The following is a 12,277-nucleotide window of genomic DNA, read 5'->3' as shown; positions in this document are numbered from 1 at the left end:
TCGAATGAAAACATATTGAAAATCAACTGAGAAATTTGACGATAATCAAAATACTGACCTGCAAAGAAGCGCTGCATACGTCGATAAAATGATTGTGGTAAGCACTTGATGGGCAAGGCTTTAGATGCAGAAGAAAGATTACATGTTTGCTTTAAAATAATCACAAGCATGATGAGCGCAAAGCACTTTAAATGTGACTTGTTCCATTTTAGATATTTGTTTAAGATAAGATATAACTCATTGAGATGTGTCATAGTATTCGTCGTTAGAAAACAATTATTATGACATTATTTCAATGAGTTATCTATTTTTGTCGTGTACAGAGGTAAAAGTTATAAAAGATAGGTAGAAAAGCTGGTACTTAAGTCTAATTTTCGAAACCTCTCTCTTTATCCACTATAAGTAAATTTAAAGCGGCTGAATATAAACGTATTTTAAACTGGCATATATAAAAACTATTGATGTCAATATTTTTTAAACAGAAAATGCTTACTATTTAGGAACGTGATAGTGGTATTCAGCTAAATATAAATCAGTATACTAGAATCTCTTGTGATAAAAAGTAGCAATATCAGGAAAGACAATGACTGCACGTATTCAAAAAGGCAAGTTAGCGATTGCTAAAGAACTCTATGATTTCATCGAAAATGAAGCTTTACCGGGTTCCGGTCTGGACAGTGAAACATACTGGAAAAATTTTGAGCAAGTCGTTGTTGATCTTAGTCCGAAAAATAAAGCGCTTCTTGCAAAGCGTGATGAAATTCAGGCTAAAATTGACGAATGGCATCGCAATAACGAATTTGAACTTGAAGCTTACAAAGCTTTCCTGAAAGAGATTGGCTACTTATTACCAGAAGTAGAAGATTTCCAGATTACCACTGAAAATGTGGATGAAGAAATTGCAGTATTGGCAGGCCCACAGTTGGTTGTACCTGTACGAAATGCCCGTTACTGCCTTAATGCTGCAAATGCCCGCTGGGGTTCTTTATATGATGCACTTTATGGCTTTGATGTGATTTCTGAAGAGAATGGCGCAGAAAAGGGTAAGGGGTATAATCCGGCCCGTGGCGCCAAAGTTATCGAATTTGCTAAAAGCTTTCTGAATGATACTTTCCCGCTTGAGGCAGGCTCGCATCAAGATGCTACACGCTATGAAGTTGAAGATAATCAGCTGGTTATTACTTTAAAAGATGATACTAAAACTACCTTGGCTGAACCGGTTCAGTTTGTAGGTTATAATGGCGAGAAAAGTAATCCGAATGAAATTATTCTAAAAAATAATGGATTGCATGTCATTATCCAGATTGATGCGACTAGTCCGATTGGCCAGACTGATGCAGCTGGTGTAAAAGACTTAGTACTTGAAGCAGCTGTAACGACAATTCAGGATCTGGAAGACTCGATTGCTGCAGTAGATGCAGAGGAAAAAGTAGAAGGCTACCGTAACTGGCTTGGGCTTATGAAGGGTACACTTCAGGAATCTTTCCAAAAAGGTGACAAAACTGTTACCCGTGCTATGAACAAAGACCGTACTTATACAGACCTTGAAGGGAATACGGGTAAAATTCATGGCCGATCATTGATGTTACTGCGTAATGTTGGCCACCTGATGACGAACCCTGCTATTTTGGTAGATGGTGCAGAAATCTATGAAGGCATCATGGATGCACTGGTAACGCCATTACTAAGTATTGCTGATATTCGTGGCGAAAATGAAATCAAGAACTCACGTCAGGGTTCAATGTATATCGTAAAACCAAAAATGCATGGTCCGGAAGAGGTCGCATTTGCGGTAGAACTTTTTGAACGTGCTGAGCAGGCTTTGGGGCTGCCGGCAAAAACTCTTAAAATCGGGATTATGGATGAAGAACGCCGTACTTCTGTAAACCTGAAGAACTGTATTGCTCAGGCCAAAGACCGTACCATCTTTATTAATACTGGTTTTATGGACCGTACAGGTGATGAGATTCATACCTTTATGGAAGCAGGTCCATTTGTTCGTAAAGGCGAAATCAAAGGACAAAAATGGTTCCCTGCTTATGAAAACCGTAATGTAATGATCGGCCTGAAAGCAGGATTACGCGGTAAGGCACAGATCGGTAAAGGTATGTGGCCAAAACCAGATATGTTGCTTGACATGTATCGTACTAAGATCGAGCATCCGGAAGCAGGTGCAAGCTGTGCATGGGTTCCTTCTCCAACAGGAGCAGTAATTCATGCAATTCATTATCATCAGTGCAATGTATCCGAGCGTCAGCAAGAACTATTACAGACTGAGCCTTTAGCTCTGGATGATCTGTTGACTCCTCCGCTAGCAGCAAATACAGACTGGACTGAAGAAGAGAAAAAGAACGAACTTGAAAATAACTGTCAGGGTATTCTGGGTTATGTTGTGCGCTGGGTTGACTTGGGTGTAGGCTGTTCAAAGGTTCCAGATATTAATGATGTAGGCCTGATGGAAGACCGCGCAACATTACGTATTTCTTCACAGCACGTTGCGAACTGGTTACGTCATGGTATTGTGAGTCGTGAACAGGTTGAAGAAGTATTAAAGCGCATGGCTAAAATTGTAGACGAACAAAATGCCAATGATCCGCTTTATACTGCAATGTCTGCTGACTTCGAAAATAGTATTGCTTTTAAAGCTGCATCTGACCTGATCTTTAAAGGCGGTGAGCAACCATCTGGTTATACTGAACCTTTACTACACGCTGCGCGCTTAAAACTTAAAGGCTATACAGGTGACTAATCTGAGCCATTAAAAAAAGCCTCTTCGGAGGCTTTTTTATTTAGTTTTTAAATAAATATTTTTCTTATATTCAGGCAGTAGCGACCTGAAAACCTGGACGCTCAGCATAGCGAGCAACCGATAAGTCATCTGCATAAATCGCTGGTCGTTTATGGCTCATGAGGTCTGAAAGCAATTTACCTGAACCACATGCCATGGTCCAGCCTAATGTACCATGCCCAGTATTTAAGAACAGGTTACTCAGGGCAGTTTTACCTACAATAGGCGTACCATCTGGTGTCATGGGACGAAGCCCTGTCCAGAAAGTTGCTTCTTTTAAACGTCCGGCAGACGGATAAAGATCATTCACCACCATTTCCAGAGTTTTTCTGCGTTCTGGAAGCAATTTATAATTAAAGCCTACAATTTCTGCCATACCCCCTACACGAATACGATCATCAAAGCGTGTTACAGCGACTTTGTAGGTCTCGTCCAGTACTGTAGAAACTGGTGCACGCGTAGCATCTTGAATTGGAATGGTCAGTGAGTAGCCTTTTAATGGATAGACTGGAATATGAATTAACCCACGTAATAGTGGAGTAGAGAAAGATCCCATTGCAATTACATATTGGTCTGCTTTAACCAGACCTTCACTGGTTTGGACTGCTGTGACTTTATCTGCTTCAACCACCAGTTTTTCAATAGAAACACCAAATTTAAAAATTACGCCAGCAGCTTTTGCCATTTCTGCAAGATGCTGTGTAAATAACTGGCAGTCACCAGTTTCATCATTTGGCAAGCGTAACCCGCCTGTCAGTTTATGACTGGAATATTTTAAAGCAGGTTCAACTTTCATTAAATCTTTCGCTTCGAGCAACTCAAATGGCACACCAGCTTCTTTTAATACTTCAATATCTTTGGCAGCATTGGCATATTGCTGTTCACTACGGAAAAGCTGTAAGGTTCCTTGCTGACGACTTTCATAAGCAATACCTGTAGTCTTCCGTAATTCTTTCAGACAGTCACGACTATATTCAGCAATACGAACCATACGGCTCTTATTTTCCTGATAATGCTGAATATTGCAGTTCTTTAGCATTTGCCACATCCAGGCAATCTGGAAACTGGTTCCATCTGGACGAATAGACAGAGGAGCATGTTTTTGAAACATCCATTTAATGGCTTTAAGTGGCACCCCTGGCGCTGCCCAAGGTGTAGCATAGCCAGGAGAGACCTGTCCGGCATTTGCAGCACTGGTCTCCAGCGCTGCTCCAGGCTGTCGGTCAATTACGGTCACTTCATGCCCTGCTTGGGCTAGATACCATGCAGTTGTGACACCAATTACACCACTTCCTAAAACGACGACTTTCATGATCTTCTCTACTCATTGCAGCCTGAATCTGGCCTGTACATGGAGCTCTACCAAACGCGGTATATATGACTGATTTTTAAAGCAAGCAGTCCGTGGGTAGTAACGGTATAACTGAGTTTCAGGGTAAACATTTAAAATGTGAAAGGGTCACTAAAAAAATCCCTTTTTCCAGTTATGCTCTCAGTTTACATCTGGGGTTTAGTTCTGATAAATTCAAATAAACTTATCTTTAGATATAAAATTACTTACGTAAATGAAAATTAAAAATCTGAACCAGATTACTGATTTTGATATCAAGTTATTGAGAATTTTCAAGACAGTATGCGAATGTGGGAGCTTTACTTCAGCAGAGAGTGTTCTTGGAATTAGCCGCTCAGCCATTAGTCTGCATATGAGTGATTTGGAAAATCGTCTGGGGCTCAGGTTATGCCAGCGTGGCCGTGCCGGATTTTCTCTTACCGATGAAGGTAAGGAAATCTTGAACTATAGTGAAACGCTAATCGCTTCTATTGAGGAGTTTAAGCTTAAGGTTAACCAGATTCATAAAAAGTTAAAAGGCGAGTTTAATATTGGAATTATTAACAATTTAATTAATTTGCCAAAGCCTTATATCACTAATACGCTTGAGCAACTTACCAGTGAAAGCCCTGATGTGCAGATTAACATCAGTATGAGTACACTAGCAGATATTGAATGCAAGGTGATGGATGGCCGCTTACATGTAGGGGCAGTCCCGATGGTTACTCCATTATCGGGGCTGGACTATTTAAATCTTTATGAAGAAAGTTCCTATCTTTATTGTGGAGATCGGCATCCCTTATTTTTTTCTACCGAACGATTAAAAGAACAAGATTTAAGTCAGTGGAATGCGGTAATGCCTAACTACAGTATTAATTCACAAGCATTACAGCTCTACCAGCTGCTGCATTGTTCTGCAACTGCAAGTGACCGGGAGGGAATTGCTTTTTTAATTTTAACCGGAAATTTTATGGGATTTTTACCTGATCATTATGCAAGAAAATGGGTAGAAAGCGGTCAGATGAAACCTGTGCTCGAGCAGCGCATGCATTATAGTACACCGATCTGCATGATTACCAGAAAGGGCAGGCGACATAATATGATTCTGGAATCTTTTCTCGAAAAGCTGAAAAATAATATTAATGAGCAGAATAATTCCGGGTTAACGATAACGAACTAGATGGAATCCATATGTCAGCTTAAATAGCAAACAGGATTTGCTATTTCATGGACTATTCTAGAAGTTGTTTTAATTTGACTGCATGAGGACTGTCTTCTGGTAAAAGTTCAAGCAGACGCTCAATTGCATCAGTACGTTCAGGAACGCGACTAATCAGGCGAAATAACTGGTCAATGTCTTGCAAGTTATGAATCATATGACTTAAGCGCGCATCAAAGCAGTCACGCCAGGCACACAGGAAAGGACTTTCTGTCTTACTCAGGAAATTGCCCTTGTACAAGGCCAATACTGTAACAGTAAAGCCCAGATTCAATGCCTGTTCAGCCATAAGAAAATCTGCCTGAACCTCACAGTTCAGTTTGTAAGGGCGTGATTGGATACAGTCGAGTAACAGACTGCGCATCTGGGATAATTCTGCTTTTAGAGTTTTCTGGCTAACCTGCCTGTCTCCATAAAGGGCATAGTGTAATTCGTCCAAACTGATCCCATCTGGACACAATGCCAGAATACACAGTATTTCAATTTGCCGGTGCGTCAGCTGTAAAATATGATGATTAAACTGAACTTTTGACCCACCCAGCACTTTAAGATAAAGCACATTTTGCTGTTCAAGCCGGATGGCGCGTTGTACCAGATCTGCACAGCGCTCTACGGCGAGTACGCCTAAAGAATTATGCTTCTCATACTTGGTTGAAAGGTTAATAATGCCATGGAACTGGCCGCTTTGTGGGTCGATGATGGGCGCTGCGTAGCATACCCAGTCACGCACGCTATTCATCTGGTTTTCATGTGAGTACACACAACTGGCAGCATGGGTATTTAACGCAAGGCCAATAGCATTGGTGCCTACGGACTGGGTAGACCACTGGCCACCTTCAAAAAAATGCACCTGTTCTGCAGAAGAGCGCATAGAGTGACTGCTCCAGGTCCAGAGCAGAGTGCCATGCTGGTCTGTAATTCCGATTGCCATGCTGGCATCTTCTGCAATTCTCAAGAGTTCAGAATGACACTGATCTAATGAGCGACCGAAGAGTGTTTCACGCCAACCATGATCCAGATTCAGTACTGGGGCCGCATCTACTGAAACGGGAGGCACATGATGTGCTACAGCATTCTTTAAAAAAGCTGATGAATAATGAGAAACAGGATTTAACACGGGTAATTTTTTAATCATATGCATATCATGGTCCTTCATGATGAGGCAAAAATGCAGCTACCTGAGCTGGTTACTGTTGTTATTTTCCCCTACCTTAAACCTTGATGCTCTAATCTGCTATCCGACAAAAGGCTGACGTCAGCATACACATCTTTAAACATCAGTCTGGTATATGTACCAATATAGTCAGACTGTTTTTAAAAGAAATGGCCGATTCAGACTGATCTGTTTAAAATAGTTACAGAATATTCCTGCATAAGATCAACCTGTCTGTTTGTATTTAGGGTAACTGCTTTCTGCTGAAAGGTTGCGGTACAGGTTTCCCTAAATATTGCTGATCGGCAAAATAACTGGAACGTACCATAGGCGCACTCCAAATATTTTTAAATCCTAAAAACTCGCCATGACGCTGATAATGCTCAAATTCTTTTAAGCTCACAAAACGATGGATAGGAGCATGAGCTTTAGAAGGCTGTAGGTACTGTCCGATGGTGACCAAATCCACATAATGATCTTTTAAATCATTTAAAAGCGCAATAACCTCTGCCTCAATCTCTCCAATACCTACCATCAAGCCACATTTGGTAGGAATCTCAGGACATAAATTTTTAAATTTTTTTAATAGATTAAGAGAATGCTGATAATCTGATCCAGGCCGCAAGGCCCGGTACAAGCGGAACACTGTCTCTATATTATGGTTAAATACATCTGGTGGAGACTGGCTAAGGATAGACAAGGCAAGATCAAGCCGCCCTCTAAAGTCCGGAACCAATATTTCGATCCGGGTATTCGGACAGCATTTACGTATCTCCTGAATACAATCTACAAAATGTTGGGCGCCTCCATCTTTCAGGTCATCCCGGTCTACAGAAGTAATTACCACATAACTTAAATTCAGGTTTGCGACGGTTTCGGCAAGATGCCGAGGCTCAGCCGGATCTAGGCTGTTCGGGCGGCCGTGAGCTACATCGCAAAAAGGACACCGTCTGGTACAGATATCACCCATTATCATAAAAGTTGCAGTACCGCTACCAAAACATTCTGGCAGGTTTGGACACGCCGCTTCTTCACATACCGTATGTAGTTTCTGCTGACGCAACAGCCCTTTAATACGGCCAATCTCTTCAGGTTGACTGATTTTTGCCCGTATCCATTCGGGTTTTGTCGGAATAACGTCTGTTGCAATAACCTTAACAGGTATACGTGCCAGTTTATCCGCACCCCGAAGTTTTTTTTCATGCTTAAAATTCTGTTGTAAATCCATTTAAATATATCCTGATTTAATAATAAGTCTTAAAATAAATAAAAAGAGATTAATATTTAAAAAAAATATTTTTAAAATAAAAATCTAACTTTTAAATAAAATTAGGATTATAAAATATATGAGGTTGGTTAAAGGTTTGTTTTTAAGTCGTTGTTTAAAATAATAAAAAATTACATTTATTTTTTAATAAATAAATTATTGTTTTTGAAAATAATAGGTAAGTTTTATTTTAATAAATAATTTTAGTCTAATATTAATTTTAGAATAAATATATTTAATTGGAGGTGTGAGTTATTCACTGTTCCCTTGATTTTGATCAAGATAAAAAGGAAAAGGATATGCAATTAACGGAAGAAAAATTACTGGCTGCATATAAGAGTATGCGCGATATTCGTGAGTTTGAGGACCGGCTTCACGAAGAAAATACCATGGGTGATATTCCTGGATTTATTCACCTTTATAGTGGTGAGGAAGCAGTTGCAGTCGGTATTTGTGAAAATCTAACCGATAAGGATTACATTACCTCCACCCACCGGGGCCATGGGCACTGTATTGCTAAAGGATGTGATATCCATGCCATGATGCTTGAGATTTTCGGTAAAGATGCCGGCCTGTGTCGTGGTAAAGGTGGTTCAATGCATATTGCAGACCTCGACAAGGGCATGCTGGGTGCAAACGGTATTGTAGGAGGTGGACCTCCTTTAGCAATTGGAGCAGCTTTGACTGCTAAAACTTTGAAAACCGGTGGTATAGGTCTGTCATTTACGGGTGATGGGGGGTCAAATCAGGGTCTCACTTTTGAAGCGATGAATATGGCTGTAGTATTGCAACTTCCAGTCATATTTGTATTTGAAAACAATGGCTTTGGTGAAGGTACCGGTCATGACTATGCAGTAGGAAGTAAAGATATTGCTGGTCGGGCAGCAGGTTTTGGTTTACCTGCAGTCAAGGTTGACGGTACAGATTTCTTTGCAGTCTATGAAGCTGCCCAGCAGGCAATTGAGCGAGCCAGAAATGGTGGTGGACCAAGTGTAATTGAAACAATTACCAACCGCTTCTATGGTCATTTCGAAGGTGACCCTGGGTTAATCCGTTCTAAAGATGAAGTGGATTATGTAAAAGAACATCGCGATCCATTAAAAATTTTCCGTAAAAAAGTTAAAGACCAGATTGATCTGGCAAAGCTCGATGCAATTGATGCTGAGTCTAAAGCTAATGTAGACGACGCTGTAGCAAAAGCCCGTGCTGCCAAATACCCAGAAGTTTCCCAGCTTCTGACCGATGTTTATGTCTCTTACTAAAGGAATAGTAAAGCAAATGCCAAATAAAAGTTACCGTAACGCGATTAAAGAAGCGATTGAATTAGAAATGCGCCGTGACCCGACTGTATTTGTAGTCGGTGAAGACGTACGTGGTGGTCATGGTGGTAAAAATACTGAAGATAATGCCCTTGAAGGCTTTGGTGGCGTACTGGGTGTGACCAAGGGTTTATGGTCTGAGTTCGGCTCTGAACGTGTGATCGATACCCCAATTACAGAATCTGCGATTATCGGTATGGCTGCAGGTGCAGCAGCAACCGGTTTACGGCCTGTAGCTGACCTGATGTTTATGGATTTCTATGGGGTATGCCATGACATGCTTTATAACCAGGCTGCGAAGTTCCGCTATATGTTTGGAGGTAAAGCCAAAGCACCTATGGTAGTACGTGGCATGATCGGCGCCGGTTTCTCAGCCGCAGCCCAGCATTCACAGTCACCATATAATGTCTTTGCTGCAGTACCCGGTTTGAAGGTGGTCGTACCTTCTAGTCCTTATGATGTAAAAGGTCTGTTGATTCAGGCAATTCGTGATGATGACCCGGTAGTATTTTGTGAACACAAACTGCTGTATGACATTAAAGGCGAGGTTCCGGATGATGCCTATACCATTCCTTTTGGCGTAGCCAATTACACCCGTGAAGGAACAGATGTCACCATTATTGCTTTAAGTTTAATGGTACACCGTGCCAATGAGGTTGCAGATAAACTGGCAAAAGAGGGAATTTCGGTAGAAGTGGTAGATCCAAGAACTATTTCGCCTCTAGATGAAGAAGGTATCCTTGAATCTGTAGCCTCGACTGGCCGTGTAGTAATTGTTGATGAGTCTGCGGCACGTTGTGGTTTTGGTCATGATATTGCTGCCCTGATTGCCCAGAAAGGATTTCATTATCTGAAAGCCCCAATTGAACTGGTGACTCCTCCTCATACACCTGTACCGTTCTCACCTGTATTGGAAAAAGAATGGATTCCGAGTGTAGAGCGTATTGAACAGGCTGTACGAAAAACTTTGGAGGCTTAGGATGAGCGAAATTAAAACACTAGAAATCCCAAAATGGGGATTATCTATGGAAGAAGGAACTATTGCCCAATGGTTAATTCAAGAAGGAAGCCAGTTCAGTAAAGGACAAGAAATTTGTGAAATTGAAACCACAAAAATTGTAAACGTCCTGGAGGCACCTTTTGACGGAACATTGAGAAAAATACTGGCAAAAGATGGTGAAACCCTGCCAGTCGGTGGGTTGATTGCAGTTTGTGCCAATGATGATGTCACAGATGATGATATACAGGCATTTGTACAGTCACTTGATCAAGGGACAGCAGCTTCGGCAAGCTCTGCACCGGACAGTACTCCGGCTGAAGACAAAACCGAACAGACTGCACCAGTAGAGCAGCTGAGTTCATCAACTGTGAAAGCTGAAACATCATCTGCTACCCGGAAAACTTCTCATAGTGCCGGTGACTATATTATTCCTGCGTCTTTACAAGGCTATCAGCCACCAGATGACCTGTTTATTACACCACATGCCCAGAAACTGGCAGAAAAATATAATTTGGATTTAACCAAGGTTACAGGTTCGGGACGCGAAGGGCGTATTAGTATCGCTGATCTTCAGGCAGCAGTGCAGGGCGCAGGTGGACAATGGCCAGATGTTAAGCATCAGGCCAGTACAAAAGCTGCAAAATCTAACGCTGATGACAGTCAGGTTGCTGCTACACCTGTAGCTCGGCGTCTGGCCAAGCAATGGGGCATTAATCTGCATGACTGTCGCGCCTCGGGAACAAGAGGCCGGGTCTGCAAAGAAGATGTTGAAGCAGTGTATAACCGTGAACACAAGTCTGCTCATACAGAAACTTCATTGAATGCAACTCAGCCCGAACAGGCAAAAGTAACCAGTATTCCAATGAATGCCATGCGTAAAGCCATTGCTTCACGTTTACAGGCAGCAAAACGTAATGCGCCACATTTTCGTTTAACTGTTGACTTGAATGTTGAGGCGATACAGACATTACGTGCACAGATTAATGAGTCCGTGCCTCAGGTCAAACTGTCTATCAATGATATGCTCATCAAGGCAGCAGCTGCGGCGTTGATTAAAGTACCTGAAGTAAATGTACAGTTTGATGAAGAGTCACAATCAATTTTACAGTTTGATCAGGCCGATATTTCTGTGGCTGTGGCTATTCCTAATGGCCTTATTACTCCAATTATCAAAGCTGCAAATCAGAAATCGCTTGCTGAGATTTCTGGAAATATGCGGGACTTGGCCACGCGGGCAAAAACTGGAAAGTTAACTCCGGATGAATTTCAGGGGGGAAGTTTCAGTATTTCTAACCTGGGAATGCTGGGTATCAAACACTTTGACGCCATTATCAATCCGCCTCAAGGTGCTATTTTGGCTTTGGGTGCTTCAGAGGCTCGAGCAGTGGTAGAGCATGATCAGATTGTTATTCGGCAGATGGTGACAGCAACTTTATCCTGTGACCACCGGGTGATTGATGGAGCAGTTGGGGCGAAATTCTTGGCCAGCTTTAAAAAGTTTGTCGAGAATCCAGCATTAATACTGGTATAGGAGCTGGACATGACAGGAAATCAGTATGATTTAATTGTTGTGGGTGCAGGTCCGGGTGGATATGTGGCTGCAATACGTGCAGCTCAGCTTGGCCTTAATACAGCAATTATCGAAGAAAAACATCTGGGGGGGATCTGCCTGAACTGGGGCTGTATCCCGACCAAGGCTTTATTGAGTGGAGCTGACTTGGCCTATCAGCTTAAGCATGCTGGAAACTTTGGTTTCACTCTTCCACAAATTGATTTTGATCTGAGTCAACTGGTTAAACATAGCCGCCAAGTCTCGCAGCAACTGGTACAGGGAATCGAGCACCTTCTCAAGAAAAATGGTGTAGAGGGGCGAATTCAAACATGAGGTGCGACAGTTTGAAAAGTCTTATGATAATCAACAAGCTGAGCAAATTTCTCTAATGGTGTAAGCCAATCTAACGCTTTTCTAGGACGAGTATTCAGTGACATGGCAACTTGATTTAAATAATGCTGATCTGCCTGATTTAAATCAATCCCTTTAGGTAAATATTGCCTAATTAAACCATTCATATTTTCGCATGTGCCTTTTTGCCAGGGTGAATGTGGGTCACAGAAATATACATCTATGCCTAAATCTTCTTCAAGTATTTTATGTTCTGCCATCTCGCGTCCACGGTCATAGGTCAACGTTTTACGCAGTT

At 41.7% G+C, this 12,277-nt stretch carries 9 protein-coding genes and 2 pseudogenes; 6 read left to right on the top strand and 5 right to left on the bottom strand.

The features are described from left to right. Positions 1-254: pseudogene (locus N518_RS16930) on the bottom strand (IS4 family transposase); the annotation flags it as partial. A gap of 329 nt (positions 255-583) precedes the next feature. On the opposite strand from N518_RS16930, the gene N518_RS0114255 reads away from it, so the two are divergent. After that, positions 584-2,749, top strand: a complete 2,166-nt coding sequence (locus N518_RS0114255; protein WP_005025611.1) for a malate synthase G — start codon at positions 584-586, stop codon at positions 2,747-2,749. Positions 2,750-2,819: 70 nt separating this feature from the next. Here N518_RS0114255 and N518_RS0114250 read toward each other — a convergent pair whose 3' ends face one another. Next, a complete protein-coding gene (locus tag N518_RS0114250) occupies positions 2,820-4,100 on the bottom strand; it encodes a D-amino acid dehydrogenase (protein ID WP_005025613.1) in 1,281 nt (426 codons plus the stop codon). 253 nt (positions 4,101-4,353) lie between these two features. Between N518_RS0114250 and N518_RS0114245 the strand changes: the two genes are divergently transcribed. Beyond that, complete coding sequence (locus tag N518_RS0114245) at positions 4,354-5,298, top strand: LysR family transcriptional regulator (protein WP_005025615.1); 945 nt, start codon at positions 4,354-4,356, stop codon at positions 5,296-5,298. Positions 5,299-5,350: 52 nt separating this feature from the next. Here the strand turns inward: N518_RS0114245 and N518_RS0114240 are convergent, their stop codons facing one another. Both N518_RS0114240 and lipA read right to left on the bottom strand, forming a co-directional pair. Then, entirely contained in the window at positions 5,351-6,478 is a 1,128-nt protein-coding gene (locus N518_RS0114240; protein ID WP_005025616.1) for a hypothetical protein, read from the bottom strand. Positions 6,479-6,734: 256 nt separating this feature from the next. After that, positions 6,735-7,718 (bottom strand): lipoyl synthase, encoded by a 984-nt coding sequence (gene lipA / locus N518_RS0114230; RefSeq protein WP_005025619.1) that lies wholly within the window; start codon positions 7,716-7,718, stop codon positions 6,735-6,737. Between the two features lie 338 nt (positions 7,719-8,056). Between lipA and N518_RS0114225 the strand changes: the two genes are divergently transcribed. The 4 genes and pseudogenes from N518_RS0114225 to N518_RS0114210 form a co-directional block, all read left to right on the top strand. Then, a complete protein-coding gene (locus tag N518_RS0114225) occupies positions 8,057-9,019 on the top strand; it encodes a thiamine pyrophosphate-dependent dehydrogenase E1 component subunit alpha (RefSeq protein ID WP_005025622.1) in 963 nt (320 codons plus the stop codon). A 16-nt stretch (positions 9,020-9,035) separates the two neighbouring features. Beyond that, positions 9,036-10,055 (top strand): alpha-ketoacid dehydrogenase subunit beta, encoded by a 1,020-nt coding sequence (locus N518_RS0114220; protein ID WP_005025624.1) that lies wholly within the window; start codon positions 9,036-9,038, stop codon positions 10,053-10,055. Between the two features lies 1 nt (position 10,056). Next, positions 10,057-11,607, top strand: a complete 1,551-nt coding sequence (locus tag N518_RS0114215; RefSeq protein ID WP_005025627.1) for a 2-oxo acid dehydrogenase subunit E2 — start codon at positions 10,057-10,059, stop codon at positions 11,605-11,607. 9 nt (positions 11,608-11,616) lie between these two features. Beyond that, a pseudogene (locus tag N518_RS0114210) lies at positions 11,617-11,955 on the top strand (FAD-dependent oxidoreductase); the annotation flags it as partial. On the opposite strand, the gene N518_RS16925 reads toward N518_RS0114210, so the two are convergent. Further along, positions 11,952-12,277 (bottom strand): IS30 family transposase (locus N518_RS16925; RefSeq protein ID WP_034594144.1); only part of this gene is annotated, 326 nt, incomplete at its 5' end. The pseudogene N518_RS0114210 and the gene N518_RS16925 sit on opposite strands and share 4 nt — an antisense overlap.

The organism is Acinetobacter sp. UNC436CL71CviS28 (assembly GCF_000620525.1).
Taxonomy (GTDB): domain Bacteria; phylum Pseudomonadota; class Gammaproteobacteria; order Pseudomonadales; family Moraxellaceae; genus Acinetobacter; species Acinetobacter radioresistens.
This window is presented reverse-complemented; position numbering and strand designations above follow the sequence as displayed.